The sequence below is a fragment of the Mycobacterium sp. IDUB_37 genome, from assembly GCF_055419245.1.
The window spans coordinates 64,765-84,280 of sequence record NZ_JBVAXG010000010.1 but is presented as its reverse complement, the minus strand read 5'-3'; the positions used below and the strand labels follow the sequence as shown (position 1 = coordinate 84,280).

Sequence of the window (19,516 nt, the reverse complement as noted above, 5' to 3'; positions counted from 1 at the left end):
CCCTGTCAGAATGGAGCGGATGTTGGACGCGTCCCAAAAAGAATCGGAGCCAGACCACGCCGCCGGTGGCGAGGTGGATGAGCCGACGGCTGCCGCCGCGACGCACGACGCACCCCACACGACAGACGTCATCGATCCAGCCGATGAAGCGCCCGCTGCAACCCACGTGCCAGAAGACTCGACCGTCGTCGCCGACGAGACCGCAGCTGCTGACGTACCCGCGGCGACGCCGTCCGGCGGGGTTCGCTGGCCACACGCTCTGCAGGCGTCGGCCACCCGGCGCGGTCTGCTCCTCACCGCGTTGGGCGGCTTGCTGATCGCCGGCCTGGTGACCGCCCTTCCCGCGATAGGCACCGGGCCCGGCCGGCTCGCCGGTTTCATGAACAGCGACCCAATACCCAGTACCGGTTCCAAGTCCAACGCTGCCTTCAACCGCGCCAACAGCGGCGAATGCCTCACCTGGCCGAACGGCACGCCCGAGTCCGCCACCATCGTCAACTGCGCCGCTGACCACCGGTTCGAGGTCGCCGAGTCCATCGACATGCGGACCTTCCCCGGCTCGGAATACGGGCCCACCGCCGCACCACCATCACCAGCCCGCATTCAGCAGATCAACTCGGAACAATGCGAGCCCGCTGTCCGTCGCTACCTGGGCGCCAAGTTCGATCCCAACAGCAAGTTCACCGTCAGCATGCTGTGGTCGGGTGACCGGGCATGGCGGCAAGGCGGCGAACGCCGGATGTTGTGCGGTCTGCAATTGCCCGGTCCGAACAACGAGCAGGTCGCGTTCAAGGGCAAGGTCGCCGACATCGACCAGTCCAAGGTCTGGCCGGCCGGCACCTGCCTGGGTATCGACTCGACCACGAACCAGCCGGTCGACGTTCCGGTCGAGTGTGGGGCCCCGCACGCGATGGAAGTCACCGGGACGGTCAACCTGGCGGAGAAGTTCCCCGCCGCGGTGCCGCCCGAGGCCGAGCAGGACGGCTTCATCAAGGATTCGTGCACGCGGCTGACCGACGCCTACCTCGCACCCATCAAGCTGCGCACCACCACCTTGACCCTGATCTACCCCACGGTGTCGCTGCCCAGTTGGGCCGCCGGCAACCGTGAGGTCGCCTGCAGCATCGGCGCGACACTGGGCAACGGGGGCTGGGCCACGCTGTTGAACAGCGCCAAGGGACCGCTGTTGATCAACGGGCAATCGCCGGTGCCGCCGCCCGACATCCCCGAAGAGCGGCTCACGCTGCCCTCGATCCCCGTCCAGGTGCCAACCCAGCAGCCGTCGGCTCCCACCCAACAGCAGCAGACCCCGACCGCTCCGCCCGGCAACCAGCACCTGCCCAATCAGCAGCCGGTGGTGACGCCTACCCGCGCACCCTCATCCCCAGCGACCCAGGCCCCGCCGGCGCAACAGCCGCCCGCGGAACCACCGCCGGCTGACGGCGGGGGCGGGGCACCGCCTGCCGAGGCCCCACCGGCGAACTGATCCGTGGCCGTGTGGATGCATCCACAGCGGTTCGACGAGCTGGTTTCCGACGCGCTCGACCTGATACCCGCCGAACTGACGGCTGCGATGGACAACGTCGTGGTGTTGGTCACCGACCGACATCCCGACGAGGGCGATCTGCTCGGCCTGTACGAGGGGGTCGCGCTGACCGAGCGCGACTCCGACTACGCGGGGGCACTGCCGGACGCCATCACGATCTATCGCGACGCACTGCTGGACGTGTGCCGATCCGACGATGAGGTGGTCGAACAGGTCGCCATCACCGTGATCCACGAGATCGCGCACCACTTCGGCATTGACGACGACAGGCTCCACGAATTGGGCTGGGGCTGATCGCAGAGAGCCGATCTGCAGGCTACCGCGCGGCGTGCATCCCCGGTTTGTCCGCGGCTAGTGCTATGAACGGGATATGAGCACAGGCTGCCGCGACTGCCGGGCAGGCTTAGATCACTGCCACGGCACCTTCATTCGTCACTCGCTGGGCCGGTCGGAATGCACCGAGCCGGATTGCGTCGCTCCCGAGCTGTTCAGCCACGCTTTCGTCGTGGACTGCGATGCGGTCGGCTGCGACTGCGTGGAAATCGGGATCCGGTCAGCCCATCGGGTCGGAGCTTGATGTGACGGCGTCCTCAACCGGCGTCGCGGCCGATTCCGGGTAAAACGGCGGCATCAGCGTCCCCCACCGAACGCAGCTCCACCGCCCATCCGTGATGGGCGTCAAGACCACGGAGTCGGCATTGTCCAGCGGGTTGTCCAGCACGAAACTGCCGTCCACACCCGCAAGTACCGCAGCGGCCAATCGGATTGCGGCGCCGTGGCTGACCACCGCAATGTCGCCATCCCACCCGTCGTCGTCCAGGTAGCGCATCCGAAGATCGGTGAGCACCGGCAGGTAGCGGTCCAGCACCTCGGTTGCGGTCTCGCCGCCGGGCAGCGGCAGGTCGAGCTCACCGAGATGCCATCGCTTGTAGACGGCGTTGAATTCGGCGATGGCTTCGTCATCGTTGCGGTTCTCCAGGTCGCCGACCTGCACCTCGTGGATTCCACTGAGCTCGATGGGCGCGACCTTCAGCTCCGTGCCGATTACCTCTGCCGTCTGCAGCGCGCGAACGGCAACCGAATGCGCGAGGATCGCCGGACGTTCGGTCCCGCCCAGCGCGAACGCCCGAGCCTGGTCACGCCCCAGCTCCGTCAGCTCCGCACCCGGCGGCCGGGTGTCCAACCGGCGTTCGACGTTGCCGAACGACTGGCCGTGCCTCAGCAGAATTAACCGCCCGCTCATTACTTCAAATCCCCCAGTGGTCCCGAATCCGACTGGCCGGCCCGCAGTCGCGCCAACCACCTTGATGCCTCGTCCGCAGCGGGAGGCGACACCCCCGCGGCCTGACCCGTGGGCCAGGAACCGAGGTAGCGCACATCTGCGCAGCGGCGGTGCAGCGCCTTGAGTGCCTCGGCGACGGCGTCGTCGTCGATGTGCCCCACACAATCCACGAAGAACATGTACGTGCCCAGGCCGGTGCGGGTGGGCCGGGACTCGATACGGGTCAGGTCGATCCCGCGCATGCCGAACTCGGTCAACGCCTGCAGCAGAGCGCCGGGCGCATTCTCGATCCGCAAAACCGCCGAGGTGCGATCGGCCCCGGTTCGCGCCGGAGGCGGCCCCGGCGGCCCGATCAAGACGAACCGGGTCCGCGCGTTGGACTCGTCGACCACTCCCTCGGCCAGCGTCGCCACACCCCAGTGCGCGGCGGCCAACGGCGAGGTCACGCCGGCGTCGACCTGACCCTCGGCCACCTGGCGCGCGGCATCGGCGTTGGAGTAGGCGGGGCACAGCTCGGCGGCGGGCAGATTGGCCGCTAGCCACTGCCGCACCTGCGCAGCGGCGACCGGAAAGGCGGCCACGGTGCGGACGTCGGCGGCGCTGCGGCCGGGCGCAACGGCGATGCTGAATGCCACGTCCAGCGTCGTCTCGGCGAACACCTGCAACGGCGAACCGAGGGCCAGGCTGTCCAATGTCGGCGCCAGCGATCCATCGATCGAGTTCTCGATCGGCGCGCACGCGTATTCCGCTGCGCCATCTCGGACCGCGTCCAGCGCGGCGGGCGTGCTCGCGACCCGTACGCGCTCGACCGCTTCAGGCTCGGCGCGGGGAACCAGCCCGGCGGCCGTTATCTGAAGCAGCGCCGCCTCGGTGAACGTCCCCTCCGGACCGAGGTAAGCGATACGGGTCACGTAACAACCCTAACGGCGTCCCGGTGGGAACCGGCCCTTGCGACCTCCTACCGAATTAGTTATCTTAGGCTTACCTAAAAAGCTGGAGGTAACTGTGCTACCGGTCACACAACCCACGCCGACGACTGCTGAACGCATTCGCAGCGCCTGTGTTCGGGCCGGTGGCGCCCTGCTCGCGGTCGATGGTGCGGATCCGGTAGCCACCCCGGTCCACCACCTGCTCTACGACGGCACCTTCGCCGTCGCGGTTCCGAGTACCGCGGACACGTCGAGCGCGGTCTGCGGATCACAAGCGCTCCTCGAGCTGACCGACTACGCGCCGCTTCCGGTGCGTGAACCCGTCCGCTCGCTGGTGTGGGTCCGTGGTCGACTGCACCAGATTCCTCCCGGAGCGGTCACCAAACTGCTGGATCTGATCGCAACCGAGAATCCCAATCCGGTTCTCTTGCAGATCGATACGCCAAAATCGAGTCCGGTCGACGAGGAGGACACCCGGTACACCTTGCTGCGCCTCGAGATCGACTCGGTGGTGGTGACCGACGCCACCGGGGCTGAACCCGTCAGCGTGGGCGATCTACTGTCGGCCCGGCCCGACCCGTTCTGCGAGATCGAGTCGACGCTGCTGTGGCACCTCGCGACAGCTCACAACGATGTGGTCGCACGCCTGGTGTCCCGGCTGCCGGCACCGATGCGCCGCGGGCACGTTCGTCCCCTCGGCCTTGATCGGTACGGCGTGCGGTTCCGCGTCGAGGGAAGCGACGGCGACCGCGACATCCGGCTGGCTTTTCACAAGCCGGTCGACGACATGAACGGCCTCAGCCAAGCCATCCGCGTCCTGATGGGCTGCCCGTTCGTCAATGGGCTGCGCGCCCGCCCCTGACCCACCTGTCGGTGACTGCCCGGAGGGGCTTCCACCACGTAAGTTATCCAGGTGAACGGCGATCGATCACCGGAGCGGCCAGATCCCCGAAGATCGCGTCCGATCCCACCACCCCCGCATCGGGAACCGTCGCAGGTCATTCGCCGTGAAACCCGGCCGCCAGCGCCGCCGGCCCGTCCGGTCCCGCCGCCACGACCCTCCCCCTCTGTTTCAGCCCGCTCCGTCCCACCCTCCGGAGTGGCGCCGCCAGCCGCCGGGCCACCGCCTGCACGCACCGCCGCGCCACCACGACCGGTCGCCCCGAAAACGCGTCGCAAGCGCGGCAAGCGGCGCTGGCTGCGGACCGCGGCGCTAGGTGCCGTGGTCCTGCTCCTTCTGGCCACCGCCGGCGTCCTGGCCGGCATGCTCTGGTTCGACGGCGCCGTGCACCGCGCAACGGTGCTGGCCGACTACCCTGACCGGCCAGCGCCCGGACGCGGCACCAATTGGCTGCTTGTCGGTTCGGACAGCCGTGGAGATCTGTCCGCCGAGCAGCAACAGGATCTGGCCACCGGTGGCGACGTCGGCACCGGTCGTACCGACACGATCATGTTGGTGCATGTGGCGGGGCTGGGGTCCAGCACTGCGACAACGATGGTCTCCATACCGCGTGACTCGTATGTGCCAATTCCCGGACACGGCAAGGACAAGATCAACGCCGCGTTCGCGCTGGGCGGCGCGCCACTGCTGGCGCAGACAGTGGAGCAAGCCACCGGGTTGCGTCTCGACCACTACGCGGAGGTTGGGTTCGGCGGATTTGCCGCACTGGTCGACGCGCTCGGCGGGGTGACGGTCTGTCCCACCGAGTCGATTCGCGACCCGTTGGCGGGTCTCGATCTACATGCCGGCTGCCAGAAGCTGGACGGCCGCAGCGCCCTCGGGTACGTCAGGACTCGGGCCACACCGCGCGCCGACCTGGACCGGATGATCAACCAGCGTCAGTTCATGTCGGCGCTGCTGCATCGCGCCGAGAGCCCCGCCGTCTGGCTGAATCCGTGGCGTTGGTTCAGCGTGCCACGGGCTACCGCAAGCGCCCTGACCGTTGACCGCGGCGACCACACCTGGGACCTGGCCCGCCTCGGCTGGGCACTGCACGGGCGGACCGTTCCCATGACGGTTCCCATCGGTGACTTCACCGACAACGGTGTTGGTTCGGTGGTCGTGTGGAATCACGACGCCGCCCGCGAGTTGTTCGAAGCGCTGGCCGCAGATGAGGCGGTTCCGGCCGCCGCGCTCGACGCACAACCCTGAGCGTCACCGAGTGTGACATTCGCCATATGGAATGGCCTTTGATGGTTTGCCGAATTTCAATACAGCCTTGCCTTACTTAGGTAAACCTGGCCTGCGCGAGAATGACATTATCTCGCTTTCACACTTAGGAAAACCTTTCCTGAGTAAGTCACACCTTCGTTGCAGATGCGCTTCTAGCTGGGATAACCTTCGATTCATGACGGATTACGACGGCCCTAAGACGAAATTCCATGCACTAATGCAGGAACAAATTTTCAATGAATTCACGGCCGCACAGCAATACATTGCCATTGCAGTTTATTTTGCTAGTGAGGACCTGCCACGGTTGGCGAAGCACTTTTACGCGCAGGCGGTCGAGGAACGGAATCACGCGATGATGCTGGTGCAGCATCTGCTCGACCGCGATCTGCGGGTGGAAATCCCCGGTGTGGACGGCGTGCGCAATCAGTTCGACCGGCCGCGCGAGGCGCTTGCGCTCGCGCTGGATCAGGAACGCGCAGTGACCGATCAGGTCAGCAGGCTGGCCGCGGTAGCCCGCGACGAGAACGACTACCTGGGCGAGCAGTTCATCCAGTGGTTCCTCAAGGAGCAGGTTGAGGAAGTGGCGCTGATGTCCACCCTGGTGCGAGTCGCCGATCGGGCCGGCTCCAACATGTTCGAATTGGAGACCTTTGTCGCCCGCGACGTGCAGAGGGCTCCGGATGGTCCGGGCGCGCCGCACGCTGCGGGCGGACACCTCTAAGCACACCGAACGGCAGCGAGCGGCTCAGCCGCTCTTCTCGTCCGCCTTTCTGCTCTCCAACCGTGCCTTCGTGCGGCCGGGGTGGTTTGTGGCGATCCAGGCCACCCCGACCTCACGGCAGAAATCGATGTCGTCGTAGGCATCGACGGTCCAGCAGTACACCGACCGGCCCTGCGCTGCGGAGCGATCTACCAATTGCGGGTAGTCCCGCAGCGCAGCCACCGACGGACCCACCGCGGTCGCTCCGACAGCGGTGGCCGCGCTGCTGGTCAGATAGCGCCCGGTCTTGCCGAGCAACACAGTGGGCAGCATGGGCGCGGCGCGCCGGATTCGCCATACCGCGGCTGCCGAAAACGACATCACCACGGCGCGGGAACGGTCCGCCGAGGCCGGCGAGGCAATGCCGTAACGATGCAGCAGTGCCAGCAACTTGGTTTCCACCAACGAGCCGTAGCGCACCGGGTGCTTCGTTTCGACGAAGATCTTCACCGGCCGGTTCCAATCCAGAACCAGCTCGATGAGCGCGTCCAGCGTCAACAGGCTGGTGTCGCCGTGGGTTCCGTCTGGACGCCAGCTGTCGTGCCAGGAGCCGTACTCCAACTCATGCATCTCGGCCAGTGTCGAAGTGCTGACCGGCCCCGCCCCGGACGAGGTGCGGTCCAGGCGGCGGTCATGCACGCAAACCAGATGGCCATCGCGGGTCAGCCGGACGTCACACTCGACGCCGTCGGCGCCCTCTCTGAGCGCCAGATCGTAGGCGGCAAGCGTGTGCTCCGGGCGGGCAGACGACGCACCACGATGCGCCACCACGAAGGGGTGTCCGGCGAGGAGCTCATCCGCCCGCGTCATAGCACTATGCTGCCGGTTCCTGTCCCTCCAGCTCAACCGCTGCGGAAGATACGGGCGGCGCTGGCCGGTCGGACGAGTCGCGTTCTACGAATAGCCAGCGATGGGCGGGGCGTTCGACCGGTTTCCGTTCGAAGCCTTCAAAGACCCGCCCGACAGCGGCCACAGTGACTGCCGCAACCAGGTACGCGACGACCACCGTGACGTTGTTGTTGGCGATGCCCTGGGCGTCGCTGGCGAGGCAGGTCAGGATCGCGAACAACGAAACCGCGTAGCTGGCGACCCAGGCAAGCCACCAGAAGGTGATCGGCTTCCGCAGCCGCGCATAGTGGTCCTCGACGAGTGCGAGTTCGATGACGTACACGGGCGCCATCACCAGATTGGCGAACGGCAGCAGGCAGCCGGCCCACAACCGACGGGTCGTGCGATGCTCCGGCAGCCCGTGATGCTTGAACGCTGCGCTTCGCCGGCCGATCAACCACATGATCAGCACCACGTAGCAGGCCAGCGTCGTCCCCAGAACGGCCACACTCGCGGCGATCCCCAAATAGTTCGCAGCGCCGGCCAGCAGGGAGTGCAACAGCATGCCGCGGTTGATGATCAACAACACGTACCGCGCCGCGTACACAAGCGCCGCACCAGCGAGCACCAACTGGGCGACGAACAGCAGAATGCGTACGGCATGAGGGCTCGGTCCGGTCTTGACCGCCTCGGCTTCCGTCGAACTGGGCAGCGACTGGGGTGACCGATCTGCCAGACCCCAGCGTGGTATCACAGCGTAGCGGGGCGTCGGCCCGAGTGGACGTCGGCCGCCGCGCATTGGCGGTGCGGCGCCAGGTCGCACCGCAATCCAGCGGAATCCCGGTGGCAGCCGTGGCGCCGGACGCCTCGGCGACGCGGCTTGCGGTCCGGCCTGGGTGGCCCATCGGGGATCGGCCGGCGGTGTATCCACCAGCGGTGCCATCAGCGCGCCTCGACAGCGGGGGCACCACGTGCGCTGCTTTTCGCGCACGTTCCATCGAGTGCCGCACTGGGAGCACACCTGGATCACCGGACTAGCCTAACCGCGCCGCGGCGCGCGGCGCCGAGAGTGGCGCGAGTCAGCGGCAGCTTGGCGCCGAAGCGTGATTTTGGCGCTTCGATGTTGTCCATTTTTGCTGGCGCCCGAGTGCGCAGCGACACACGTGACCTAAGCCACAGCAACTAAAAGCTATCCACAATTTCCACAGGTTTATCCACAACCTCACTAGGCATTGGACACAGCCTCTATCGGCCCGGTTGAGGCGCAACTGTGGATAACATCGCGGTAACGGACCACGGGAATTGTCAGTTTGACAATAGTTCGAGCGAATGGATAGCACTTCTAACCAGAGGGTCTACCCGTCCTCGTGTGAGACCAAACCGGCCGTATCCGACTAGCGACCGAGATCGGCCCAAAGGTACGTATCCGCAGCTCAGTGTCCTGCGATCGCGGGGGCCTGGCGCGCCGTCCGCCGGTTTTCCAAGTCGTCGACTTAGCGCTATGCTCGCGTACACGAGATGGTTCTGTGATTCAACTCACTTGAACCTTTTTCAGCGTGATGGACTTGTCAGGTGGAAGGCGTTGGATGGCCACACATTCGTTCGGCCCAGGATCGACGCCGTCGTCTTCATACTCGGGATCTCCCGCGTGGAACCAGGCCTACGTCGTCGCCGCGCTGCGCGCCGGCTTGATCGCTCTGGCATTGCTGGGGATCCTCGCGCTCATCGCACTCTCCTGATTTCGCCCGGGGTCGGCTCGGCCGGCCCTGCAATGAACTCAACCCCTGCGCGCGGCGGCTGATCCCGAGCCAACACCGTCCCTGTGTAGATACGGTCGCTCGCCGGCCCGGCAGCGGGAAGCCGGGCTTGCGATCGTCACGACTTCAATGGTGGCGACCCGCGGCGGCCGGCTGCATCCATGGTGGCGACCCGCGGCGGCCGGCTGCGCCGGCCTTGCGATCGCCACGCGCCGGCCTTGCGATCGCCACGCGCCGCGCTTGCGATCGCCACGACTGGGTATACCTCGCTGGGCTCACTTACGCGGGGGTCGTCCTTGCGGCATAAGCGGTCATAGAGCAGGGTTGAATATGTGAGGCCGCCGCACGGCGGGGCCCTGCGAACGGTACGTCAGACGATCCGCTCATCGAAGGAAGGAAAGCCGTGGCTGAATACACCCTGCCCGACTTGGACTGGGACTACGCAGCACTAGAGCCGCACATCTCCGGTCAGATCAACGAGATCCACCACAGCAAGCACCACGCCACCTATGTAAAGGGTCTCAACGACGCGGTTGCAAAGCTCGAGGAGGCGCGCGCCAAGGAGGACCACTCCGCAATCTTCTTGAATGAGAAGAACCTGGCTTTCCACCTGGGCGGCCACGTCAATCACTCGATTTGGTGGAAAAACCTGTCGCCGAACGGCGGCGACAAGCCGACGGGCGATCTCGCCGCCGCCATCGACGACCAGTTCGGCTCGTTCGACAAGTTCCGCGCCCAGTTCAGCGCGGCGGCCAATGGTCTGCAGGGTTCGGGTTGGGCAGTTCTGGGCTACGACACCCTGGGCGGCCGGCTACTGACCTTCCAGTTGTACGACCAGCAGGCCAATGTTCCGCTCGGGATCATCCCGCTGTTGCAGGTCGACATGTGGGAGCACGCCTTCTACCTCCAGTACAAGAACGTCAAGGCCGACTACGTCACGGCCTTCTGGAATGTCGTCAACTGGGCAGACGTTCAGTCCCGTTACGAGGCAGCCACTTCGAAGACCTCGGGGTTGATCTTCCCGTAGTTCGTTTCATGTCAGGGTTGGGGCGTCGCGCGAAATTGCGCGGCGCCCTCGCCTTTTTGGCATGCCGCTTGGCGATTGCATTGCTAATTTGTAACGCTCTCATGCAGTGGCCGTGTCGAGTTGCAGTACGCCAAAACCCCGCGCATCCTTGATTATTCGAGCTACCATTTATTCGATCTACCAGCGTGGTTACTTCGGATTGAAGGCGTCACGGAGGGCAAGATGGATGCTGGATCACATAGTCCCATTGGGGTCGCCCCCTTTCACGCTCGTGGTGCGCTGAAAGGGTTTGTCATTTCTGGGCGTTGGCCCGATTCCACCAAGGAATGGGCGCAACTGTTGATGGTTGCGGTTCGGGTCGCGTCATTACCCGGTCTGCTCTCCACCACAACAGTGTTCGGCGCTCGCGAGGAACTGCCCGACGAACCCGTGCCCGGCACCGTCGGCCTGGTCCTCGCCGAAGGCACCGTCGTTGGCGAAAGCGCAATCAGGCCAGGGTATTTCGCAGAGCACCAGCCGCCCGCGCTACTGATGTTGCATCCGCCTTCGGAGACGACGCCGTCGCTTCCGGAGTGCACAGGAGCTGCGTCAGGTTGCGTCCTGCTGCCGGGGTTGCCGTATCTCGGTCTGGAACACCGGGCCGCATGGGTCGAGGCCGAAGCAGACGGCACCATCACGTCGATGGTGAGCCGTGTCGGGGTCGACCCGATCAGCCATCCCGACACCGCAATTCTGGCGATGCTGCTTGCCGCATAAGCGAATTCAAACCAATTAATACGGGTATCCGAACTTCCGCGCTCAGCTAGCGGGGGGTCGAAACGCCCGCTAGCCTGGAATTCGTTAGCGAAGGGGAGTAGCCCCAAATCGTCGTGTCGACATACTGGCGCAAGCCCGGCCGACGAACCGATCCGAACCGACGGTGGGCGAGACCTTCGACCGATGTGCTCTGACCGAATGACCCATAGACGGCCATTGCACGCGCGTCGAAAGGTCGCCCGCCATGCTCGCAGCCACCCTCCTGAGCCTCGGCGTGGTATTCCTTGCCGAATTGGGCGACCGTTCTCAACTTCTGACCATGACCTACGCGTTGCGCTACCGCTGGTGGGTGGTGCTGACCGGGGTTGCCATCGCATCGTTCAGCGTGCACGGGATTTCGGTGGCCATCGGCCACTTCCTCGGAGCGACGCTGCCGGCCCGCCCGATGGCCTTTGCCGCGGCGATCGCATTTCTGATCTTCGCGGTGTGGGCATGGCGCGAAGGCTCCGACAGCGACGACGACGTTTCTGCGCCGCACGAGCCCCGCTTCGCACTGTTGACCGTGGTGTCCTCGTTCGTGCTTGCCGAGATCAGCGATAAGACATCGCTGGCCACCGTGACGTTGGCCAGCGACCACAACTGGGTCGGTGTGTGGATCGGCTCCACCGTTGGCATGCTCCTGGCCGACGGTCTGGCGATCGGCGCCGGACTGTTGCTGCACCAACGGCTGCCCGAGCAGCTGCTGCACTTGCTGGCCAGCCTGCTGTTTCTGCTCTTCGGGTTGTGGATGCTGTTCGACACTGCGCTGGGATGGCGCTGGGTGGCCATCTGGGTTACAGCTGCCGTCCTGCTTGCGACGGCAACGGTTGCCGTAGCGCAAACTCTTCGGCGGCGGCGAAAGTCGCCCGCCGCGGTATCGGACATCCCCTAGAGTGAACGCTTCCGGCTAGTATCATCCGACGGGTGTCAATCTCGGTCGCAATCGGACCGAACTCCCTCCTCAACGCCATCGCAGCGCGTTTCGGACCCCGTCGCATCGCGTTGACGTGTGTTCAGTTACGCTGGGCAGCAAATTAGATGGTCTGAGCGTCCCGATCGTGCACTGGTTGCCGGGAGGCAGTTCTTTGGGATCGACATTGGCTGCGCGGCCGATTCAGCGGCCACGTACCAGGCTGGCGACTGCGCTCTGCTTGACCGCGGATTCTGCGGGTAACCTGTGAACTTCGGCCAATTGGTGGACACCCAGCCGTTTCGTTTGGATGCTCGTCGGGGGCGTCCTACACGGTCGCCCGCAATGCCCGCACTGAATACGCCCGCGTTTGCACTTGGTGGTCGACAGAAACAGTCGCTACCATAGTCAGCAAATAACTATTAGTAACCGTTTGCGCTTAAAGCCCGGTGGAGGTCATATCGATGAGCACGACGTTCGCTGCCCGCCTGAACCGATTGTTCGACACCGTCTACCCTCCGGGCAGGGGCCCGCACACCTCCGCCGAGGTGATTGCCGCTCTCAAGGCGGAGGGCATCACGATGTCGGCTCCCTACCTGTCGCAGCTACGCTCGGGCAACCGCACGAACCCGTCGTCCGCAACCATGGCGGCCCTCGCCAACTTCTTCCGGATCAAGGCGTCGTTCTTCACCGACGACGAGTTCTACGAGAAGCTCGACAAGGAATTGCAGTTCTTCTCCACGGTGCGTGAAGACGGCGTCCGCAGGATTGCTGCGCGAGCGTACGGGTTGCCAGCGGCTGCCCAGGAGAAGGTCATCGAGCGGATCGACGAGTTGCGCCGCGCCGAGGGGCTCGACGCCTAGTCTGAAGTCGCGACCCGCCGCGCTCGGCTGGCCCCAATGTGACGACCCGCTGCGCCCGACTCACGCCGCGCTTGCGATCGTCACGGCCGCGCTTGCGATCGTCACGTCCCCGCTTCTGATCCCGCCTAACCACATATCCGGCGACCGGATCAATGACCTGGCGGGCTGACCACAGCCTGTGCGGATTAGGGTTGGCCCAGCGCTCGCGCACACGCGTTAGTCCACGAGATACCGGGAGGGCGGCCGGGAATGGGCCTGTTCGGCAAGCGAAAGAGCCGCGCGACTCGTCGCGCCGAAGCCCGCGCGATCAAGGCCCGCGCCAAGCTAGAGGCGAGGTTGTCGGCCAAGAACGAGCGGCGACGCATCAAATCGACCGAGAAGTCTGCGGATAAGGCGCTCAAGGCGCAGGTCAGGTCGCAGAAGGACAGCGACCGATCGGCATTGAAGGTCGCCGAGGCCGAGCTTAAGGCGGTTCAGGAAGGCAAGTTGTTGTCGCCCACCCGGATCCGTCGGGCGTTGACGGTTTCACGTTTGCTGGCTCCGATTCTGACCCCATTGATCTACCGGGCTGCCATCGCCGCGCGCGGCCTGATCGATCAGCGTCGCGCCGACCAACTGGGCATACCGTTGGCTCAGATCGGCCAGTTCTCCGGGCATGGGGCACAGTTGTCCGCTCGAATTGCCGGGGCCGAGCAGTCGCTGCGGGCGGTGCAAGAGAAGAAGCCGAGGGATCCCGAAACCAAGCAGTTCGTCGCGGCAATCAGTGACCGGCTATCCGACATGTCGGTGGCCGTCACGGCCGCGGAAAACATGCCGACGCAGCGTCGCCGTGCCGCCCACGCGGCCATCTCGGCGCAACTCGACGGCATCGAAGCTGACCTGCTGGCACGCCTCGGGCTTTCCTGATGTACGCAAGCGCGAGGCTGGCACTGCTGTGCATCTTCATGCTCGGGTGCGCTCTCCTCACGCCGAGTGTCGCCGCTGCGCAGCCTCAGTCTTCGTTCGCCACCACCCTGGCGAGCCCCGCTCCCCCTGATTCCGACCCGAGCCCGCCCTCTTGGGCCTTCGCCGTCGCCGCGATCGCCGCCGTCGCTGTAGCCGCAATCTGGCAGATACGACGCAGGCCCTAGGAGCTGCAGGCTAGGCCGGACAGCCCGGACGGCAGCGCGCGCTGGGCTGGCATGATGGGACCCACGTTCAGCGCATTGGTAAGCGACGACAACGTTGCAAAGGAGCGGCCGCATGGCAGACCCGCAGGATCGACCCGACAATAACCCCGAATCCGAACCTAACCCGCCGGCCAAGAAGCAGCCCGCTAAGAAGGCACCCGCCAAGGCCGCGAAGGCTCCCGCGAAGAAGGCACCCGCCAAGAAGGTGCCGGCCAAGAAGGCACCCGCGAAGAAGGCAATCGCTAAGAAGGTGCCCGCCAAGAAGGCTGAACCGGTAGCAGCACCGCCCGCCGAGCGGCCGGCCATCGAGCCGGCGGCCCTGCAACAACATGCTGAAACAAATGGACAACTGGACGCCGCCAAAGATGCCGCGGCACAAGCTAAATCGACTGTCGAGCGCGCGAAGAATCCGCTGCCCGCAGAGGTCTCCGAGACTTCGCCGCTGCAATCTCCGTTGCCCTGGGCGGTCGCGCTCACCCTCAGTCTGCTGGCCATTCTGTTGGTCCGGCAGTTGCGCCGCCGCTAGACCGGCAGTTAACGAAGTTGACAACGTCATTCCGCCCGACGGCCGACCTAGTCGACGAGATCGGCCCCGACGTACGCAGCTGCGATCTGCAATTTCGCCAGTTCGGAGCCCGCGACGAATTCGTGGGCCCCATCAGTACTGTCCGGTGCTTTCAGGACAACGCGCTCCTCAAATCAGTGCTGTCACAGCCGGGTAGCGGCGGGGTGCTGGTGATCGACGGCGACGGTTCCCTGCATACCGCGCTGGTCGGTGATCTGATCGCCGAATTGGCGCGAGCCAACGGATGGGCAGGCTTGGTAGTGAACGGTGCAGTGCGCGACGCCGCCGCATTGCGGGGAATCGAGATCGGCATCAAGGCTTTGGGAACCAATCCCCGCAAAAGCACCAAGACCGGCGCCGGCGAGCGCGACGTCGAAGTCACACTCGGCGGGGTGACGTTCGTACCGGGCCATCTGGCCTACAGCGACGACGACGGCATTGTCGTCGTCGCTGCAGGAGACTAAACACCCACCGCTACCGGCTTTTTGGCGAACCGGAGACCCTCGTCGTCAATCTTTCCGCGGCGGATGAGGTGAATGTCGCGCAGGTAGTTTTGATTCAGCCGCCACGGCGTGCGTGAGCCCTGCTTGGGCAACTCGTCGAGGGAACGCAACACGTAGCCGGGAGTGAACTCCATGAACGGCCGCTCTTCGACATCGGCTGCCGGCTTGTCGACCACGACGGTATCAAAACCGTTGTCGTCCATGTGATTCAACAAACGGCAGGTGAATTCGGAAACCAGGTCCGCCTTCAGGGTCCACGATGCGTTGGTGTAGCCCACCGTGTAGGCCATGTTGGGGATGCCGGATAGCATCATCCCCTTGTAGGCCATCGTCTTGGTCAGGTCGACCGGCCGCCCGTCGATCGAGGCCGTCGCACCGCCGAACAGCTGTAAGTTCAAACCCGTTGCGGTGACGATGATGTCGGCCGGAAGCTCGCTGCCTGAGTTCAATCGGATTCCGGTTGCGGTGAACCGTTCAATGGTGTCGGTGACCATCTCGGCCTTCCCGTGCCGGATGGCGCGGAACAAGTCGCCGTTGGGCACCAGACACAGCCGCTGGTCCCACGGGTTGTAATGCGGGCCGAAATGCTTTCGCACGTCGTAACCTTCGGGCAGTTGCCGCCGCGCGAAGCCCATCAGCATTTTCCGCATGCGGCGCGGGAACTTCTGGCAGGCGTTGTACATGATCGATTGCTGCAGCACGTTCTTCCACCGAATCGCGGTGTAGGCCTGCTTCTCAGGTAGCCAGCGGTTGAGCTTGTTGGCGATGGGGTCCTGCTCGGGCTGCGTCACGATGTAGGTGGGCGAGCGCTGCAGCATCGTGACGTTCTTCGCGCCCGAATTCGCCAGCGCCGGAACCAGAGTGACGGCGGTAGCGCCACTGCCGACCACGACGACGTTCTTGCCCTCGTAGTCGAGATCCGCGGGCCAGTGTTGCGGGTGGATTATCTGACCGGCGAAGTCTTGGGCACCCGTGAAGTCGGGGGTGAAGCCCTCGTCGTAGTTGTAGTAGCCGCTGCACAACATGAGAAACGAGCAGGTGAGCGTGCTCAGCTCGCCGTTGGTTTCGAGATGAACGGTCCAGCGGTCCGCGGCGCTGGACCAGTCGGCAAGTAGGACCTTCTGGTTGTAACGGATGTGCTTGTCGATGCCGTACATGGCCGCGGTGCTCTTGACGTATTCCAGAATCGGCCCACCGTCGGCGATCGCCTGGCGCTCGGTCCAGGGGCGGAAGCGGAATCCCAGCGTGTACATGTCGGAGTCGGATCGAATGCCGGGATAGCGGAAGAGGTCCCACGTGCCGCCCATATTCGCGCGCTTTTCCAAAACTGCATAGCGCTTGGTCGGGCAGCGGTCCTGCAGGTGCCAGGCGGCACTCACCCCCGAGATACCGGCGCCCACGATGACAACGTCAAGGTGCTCCGTCATGTAGCCACGCTATCTACATGGTGTTGAGGACGTCAACGGGCTGTCGACTCCAGGTAGAGTGGCGCGGGTGACCAGTGTCAGTACGGGGCGTGCCTCGCGAAGCCGCCGCTCCAACCGACCCTCTGGCGACGACCGCGAGCAGGCCATTCTCGCCACCGCCGAACGGCTACTCGAGGACCGTCAGTTCGCCGACATCTCTGTCGACGACCTCGCCAAGGGCGCCGGGCTCTCCCGGCCGACGTTCTACTTCTATTTCAAGTCCAAAGAGGCAGTGCTGCTCTCACTGCTCGAGCCCCTGATCGCTCGCGCCGACGCCGAGTTCGACGGAGCTGTGCAGCGGGTGCCCACGGATCCCCGACGGATGTGGCGCGGCGGCATCAAAGCATTCTTCACCGCGTTCAGTTCCCACCGCGCGGTGTCAAGAGCCGGCCTCGGGGTGCTGGCCACCAGTCCTGAGTTCCGCATCATGTGGTCGGGCTTCATGCAGCGCTGGATCGACCACACCAAGGCCCTCATCATTGCCGAACGCGCACGTGGTGCCGCACCGGAGACCATTCCTGCAGCAGATCTCGCCACGTCGCTGAACCTGATGAACGAGCGCACCATCATGACCACCCTCGCGGCCGAGCAGCCCTCAGTCGCCGAAGACCGCATCGTCGACACCCTCACCCACATCTGGCTGAGCAGCATCTACGGCGAGCAGCAGTAGTACACCTGTCGGTACGCCATGCGAACATATGTTCGTGCGCTTTGATGCGTCCATCCTGCACGCGGACCTGGATTCGTTCTATGCCTCCGTCGAACAACGGGACGACCCGGGACTACGGGGCCGCCCGGTAATCGTCGGCGGCGGAGTTGTGCTGGCCGCCAGCTACGAAGCCAAGGCCTACGGCGTGCGTACGGCGATGGGCGGGACCCAGGCACGCCGGTTGTGTCCGCGTGCGGTGGTGGTTCCGCCGCGGATGAGCGCTTACTCGAAAGCCAGCGACGCCGTGTTCGAGGTGTTCCGCGACTGCACCCCGATCGTCGAGCCGCTCTCGGTTGACGAGGCCTTCCTGGACGTCAGCGGGCTGGGTCGGGTGAGCGGGACGCCGGTCGAGATCGGCGCCCAACTGCGCGTCGACGTGCGCGAACGGGTCGGTCTGCCCATCACGGTCGGGATCGCCCGCACGAAGTTCCTCGCCAAGGTGGCCAGTCAGGAAGCCAAGCCCGACGGCCTACTGCTGGTACCGCCCGATCAGGAGCTGGCATTTCTGCACCCGTTGCCGGTGCGCCGACTCTGGGGGGTGGGCGCGGTCACCGCCGACAAATTGAGCGCGCACGGGATCACGACCGTCGCACAGGTCGCCGAGCTCGGCGAGTCGATGCTGGCCACGATCGTCGGTCGGGCCATGGGTCGCCAACTGTTTGCGTTGTCCCGCAACATCGATCGCCGTCGGGTGACCACCGGAGTGCGGCGTCGCTCGGTAGGCGCGCAGCGGGCGTTGGGTCGCGCAGGCACCAACATGTCTCCCGCTGAGAAGGACGCGGTCGTGGTCAACCTGATCGACCGGATCACCGGCAGGATGCGCGCTGCCGGGCGCACCGGCCGAACGGTGGTGCTGCGGCTGCGGTTCGAAGACTTCAGCCGGGCCACCCGTTCGCAGACCATGCCGTGGGCGACCTCGTCGACGCAACCCATTCTCGCGACAGCCCGGCATCTGATCGCCTCAGCAGAGCCCGTCATCGGCCAGAAGGGTTTAACCCTAATCGGTTTCGCGGTGTCCGGCATCGACCGCAGCGGCGCCCAGCAACTGATGCTGCCTTTCAATGACGACTCGCTCGCGGTCGATGCCGCGATCGATGAGATCCACCGCCGTTATGGCAGATCGGCGCTGACGCGCGCCGTGCTCGTCGGGCGCGACCCAGGATTGGAGATGCCGCAACTGCCGGACTGACGAACATGGCTAGGCAAATCAGTTGTCGTGCCATTCCTCGGAACGGGAAAACCTCACACCGCGCTTGGTGAGCCAGTCATCAAGACCAGATGGGACTGGCCGGAATGTGCTGTCCCCGAACCGTTCTGCGACGATCTTCAGAATGTCGTGGACGGACTGCGCCCCCAGAGCAATGAGTAGCTGCTCGGTCTGATCCGCGCCGACGCGGACCTTCCAGTCAAGGTCACGCAGCGGCCATTGAACGGAGTCCGATCCGTTGATCATCAAACCTTCGGTAACGGTGAAGGCCGCAAATACGGTGACGTGACTATCGACGCCCATAGGTCCCGGCTGCTCCCGGTTGTCATAGACGCTCAGCCATTCGGACGCTCCGACGCCGCGCTCGGCCGTGGCGACGACGGGCCCCTCTCGCGGGCAGATCGCGTCGTCCTTGGCACGAAACATCGCCAACCGTGTTCTCTGTCTGTCGGTTGGGATCAACGAAGGGTTCGCCGCGCGGGGATAGATCTCTGCTGCATTCCACTGCACGGCACGAATACTGGTTGCGACACCAATTTTGACTCCGGTCGCCTCCAGCGCGGCCAACAATGCAACCGCATCGAAGAGGTACACCGACTCGATGCAGAACGGTCGCAACGTTTTTCGTAGGGAAAGGGGCGTACCTTTCGGTCCCGTCAGTACAAGGTAGTAGTCCAGCGTCGGGTTCCTGGTGACGTCGAGCAGGCTTTCCTGGCCCCCGTAAGCCTTGATGTTCACCGTACGACCCGTCAGCGGTCCGTTGGTGAAGTAACCGTCAAACGCGGCGTTGTTCGCAGCGGCAACGAGTTCAATGTCGAAGACCTTGGCGGCAATCCATTCGCCGATATTGCCCACGGACGCGGGGCGATCCAGGATGTCCCCGATTCGCGCGTCGATCGAATTGCGCTGTCGCACGAGTGAGGCAATCTCGGCAAGTTGCATGTCGCACGCGTCGAACGAGTCGCCCATGATCAGGCAGTATTGCAGGGCAAATGGGCACCGCGGTCCTCAAACCAGGTCAGTCTGC

The 19,516-nt window shown here is 64.9% G+C and carries 22 protein-coding genes; 16 read left to right on the top strand and 6 right to left on the bottom strand.

Annotated elements, in window-relative coordinates:
• The first annotated feature begins 10 nt into the window (after positions 1 to 10).
• From ACZY1I_RS26560 to ACZY1I_RS26550, 3 genes are all read left to right on the top strand, one after another.
• Positions 11 to 1,486, top strand: a complete 1,476-nt coding sequence (locus ACZY1I_RS26560) for a septum formation family protein (protein ID WP_463759491.1) — start codon at positions 11 to 13, stop codon at positions 1,484 to 1,486.
• A gap of 3 nt (positions 1,487 to 1,489) precedes the next feature.
• A complete protein-coding gene (locus tag ACZY1I_RS26555; protein ID WP_463759488.1) occupies positions 1,490 to 1,840 on the top strand; it encodes a metallopeptidase family protein in 351 nt (116 codons plus the stop codon).
• A gap of 76 nt (positions 1,841 to 1,916) precedes the next feature.
• Positions 1,917 to 2,123, top strand: a complete 207-nt coding sequence (locus ACZY1I_RS26550) for a hypothetical protein (RefSeq protein WP_463759484.1) — start codon at positions 1,917 to 1,919, stop codon at positions 2,121 to 2,123.
• Here ACZY1I_RS26550 and ACZY1I_RS26545 read toward each other — a convergent pair.
• Positions 2,100 to 2,789: a histidine phosphatase family protein gene (locus tag ACZY1I_RS26545; RefSeq protein WP_463759482.1), complete on the bottom strand. Its 690-nt coding sequence runs from the start codon at positions 2,787 to 2,789 to the stop codon at positions 2,100 to 2,102. The two genes, ACZY1I_RS26550 and ACZY1I_RS26545, sit on opposite strands and share 24 nt — an antisense overlap.
• The gene (gene pheA, locus ACZY1I_RS26540) at positions 2,789 to 3,739 is read right to left on the bottom strand and encodes a prephenate dehydratase (protein WP_463759480.1); all 951 of its coding nucleotides are present in this window, start codon (positions 3,737 to 3,739) and stop codon (positions 2,789 to 2,791) included. Before pheA ends, ACZY1I_RS26545 begins: the two co-directional genes overlap by 1 nt.
• A 94-nt stretch (positions 3,740 to 3,833) precedes the next feature.
• Here pheA and ACZY1I_RS26535 point away from each other — a divergent pair, with 94 nt between their 5' ends.
• From ACZY1I_RS26535 to ACZY1I_RS26525, 3 genes are all read left to right on the top strand, one after another.
• Positions 3,834 to 4,619 (top strand): DUF2470 domain-containing protein, encoded by a 786-nt coding sequence (locus ACZY1I_RS26535; protein WP_463759477.1) that lies wholly within the window; start codon positions 3,834 to 3,836, stop codon positions 4,617 to 4,619.
• Positions 4,620 to 4,670: 51 nt separating this feature from the next.
• Entirely contained in the window at positions 4,671 to 5,909 is a 1,239-nt protein-coding gene (locus tag ACZY1I_RS26530; RefSeq protein WP_463759475.1) for an LCP family protein, read from the top strand.
• Between the two features lie 196 nt (positions 5,910 to 6,105).
• The gene (locus ACZY1I_RS26525; protein ID WP_463759472.1) at positions 6,106 to 6,651 is read left to right on the top strand and encodes a ferritin; all 546 of its coding nucleotides are present in this window, start codon (positions 6,106 to 6,108) and stop codon (positions 6,649 to 6,651) included.
• Positions 6,652 to 6,675: 24 nt separating this feature from the next.
• Here the strand turns inward: ACZY1I_RS26525 and ACZY1I_RS26520 are convergent, their stop codons facing one another.
• Positions 6,676 to 7,500, bottom strand: a complete 825-nt coding sequence (locus ACZY1I_RS26520; RefSeq protein ID WP_463759469.1) for a glycerophosphodiester phosphodiesterase — start codon at positions 7,498 to 7,500, stop codon at positions 6,676 to 6,678.
• 4 nt (positions 7,501 to 7,504) lie between these two features.
• A complete protein-coding gene (locus ACZY1I_RS26515) occupies positions 7,505 to 8,548 on the bottom strand; it encodes a DUF4328 domain-containing protein (protein ID WP_463759466.1) in 1,044 nt (347 codons plus the stop codon).
• A gap of 556 nt (positions 8,549 to 9,104) precedes the next feature.
• On the opposite strand from ACZY1I_RS26515, the gene ACZY1I_RS26510 reads away from it, so the two are divergent.
• The 8 genes from ACZY1I_RS26510 to rraA all read left to right on the top strand — a co-directional run bounded on the left by ACZY1I_RS26510 (position 9,105) and on the right by rraA (position 15,068).
• Positions 9,105 to 9,257, top strand: a complete 153-nt coding sequence (locus tag ACZY1I_RS26510; protein ID WP_463759464.1) for a hypothetical protein — start codon at positions 9,105 to 9,107, stop codon at positions 9,255 to 9,257.
• Between the two features lie 421 nt (positions 9,258 to 9,678).
• Positions 9,679 to 10,302 carry a superoxide dismutase gene (locus ACZY1I_RS26505; protein ID WP_463759462.1) on the top strand — a complete coding sequence of 208 codons (624 nt, stop codon included), beginning with the start codon at positions 9,679 to 9,681 and terminating at the stop codon, positions 10,300 to 10,302.
• Positions 10,303 to 10,524: 222 nt separating this feature from the next.
• Positions 10,525 to 11,058, top strand: coding sequence for a peptidase (locus tag ACZY1I_RS26500; protein WP_463759459.1), 534 nt, complete (start codon positions 10,525 to 10,527; stop codon positions 11,056 to 11,058).
• 244 nt (positions 11,059 to 11,302) lie between these two features.
• On the top strand, positions 11,303 to 11,989 hold the full coding sequence (locus ACZY1I_RS26495) for a TMEM165/GDT1 family protein (protein ID WP_463759456.1): 687 nt from the start codon (positions 11,303 to 11,305) through the stop codon (positions 11,987 to 11,989).
• 482 nt (positions 11,990 to 12,471) lie between these two features.
• The gene (locus tag ACZY1I_RS26490; protein ID WP_463759453.1) at positions 12,472 to 12,870 is read left to right on the top strand and encodes a transcriptional regulator; all 399 of its coding nucleotides are present in this window, start codon (positions 12,472 to 12,474) and stop codon (positions 12,868 to 12,870) included.
• 249 nt (positions 12,871 to 13,119) lie between these two features.
• Positions 13,120 to 13,776, top strand: a complete 657-nt coding sequence (locus ACZY1I_RS26485) for a DUF6474 family protein (protein WP_463759451.1) — start codon at positions 13,120 to 13,122, stop codon at positions 13,774 to 13,776.
• 336 nt (positions 13,777 to 14,112) lie between these two features.
• The gene (locus tag ACZY1I_RS26480; RefSeq protein ID WP_463759449.1) at positions 14,113 to 14,565 is read left to right on the top strand and encodes an Rv3852 family protein; all 453 of its coding nucleotides are present in this window, start codon (positions 14,113 to 14,115) and stop codon (positions 14,563 to 14,565) included.
• A 17-nt stretch (positions 14,566 to 14,582) separates the two neighbouring features.
• Positions 14,583 to 15,068 carry a ribonuclease E activity regulator RraA gene (gene rraA, locus ACZY1I_RS26475; RefSeq protein WP_463759446.1) on the top strand — a complete coding sequence of 162 codons (486 nt, stop codon included), beginning with the start codon at positions 14,583 to 14,585 and terminating at the stop codon, positions 15,066 to 15,068.
• On the opposite strand, the gene ACZY1I_RS26470 is transcribed toward rraA, so the two are convergent.
• The gene (locus ACZY1I_RS26470) at positions 15,065 to 16,534 is read right to left on the bottom strand and encodes a flavin-containing monooxygenase (protein ID WP_463759444.1); all 1,470 of its coding nucleotides are present in this window, start codon (positions 16,532 to 16,534) and stop codon (positions 15,065 to 15,067) included. The genes rraA and ACZY1I_RS26470 overlap by 4 nt on opposite strands.
• 67 nt (positions 16,535 to 16,601) lie before the next feature.
• Between ACZY1I_RS26470 and ACZY1I_RS26465 the strand changes: the two genes are divergently transcribed.
• Together ACZY1I_RS26465 and dinB are read left to right on the top strand one after the other, a co-directional pair.
• Positions 16,602 to 17,243 (top strand): TetR/AcrR family transcriptional regulator, encoded by a 642-nt coding sequence (locus ACZY1I_RS26465; RefSeq protein WP_463759441.1) that lies wholly within the window; start codon positions 16,602 to 16,604, stop codon positions 17,241 to 17,243.
• A gap of 28 nt (positions 17,244 to 17,271) precedes the next feature.
• Entirely contained in the window at positions 17,272 to 18,471 is a 1,200-nt protein-coding gene (dinB, locus tag ACZY1I_RS26460; protein ID WP_463759439.1) for a DNA polymerase IV, read from the top strand.
• A gap of 18 nt (positions 18,472 to 18,489) precedes the next feature.
• Here dinB and ACZY1I_RS26455 read toward each other — a convergent pair whose 3' ends face one another.
• The gene (locus ACZY1I_RS26455; protein WP_463759437.1) at positions 18,490 to 19,458 is read right to left on the bottom strand and encodes a DUF6998 domain-containing protein; all 969 of its coding nucleotides are present in this window, start codon (positions 19,456 to 19,458) and stop codon (positions 18,490 to 18,492) included.
• Positions 19,459 to 19,516: the final 58 nt, after the last annotated feature.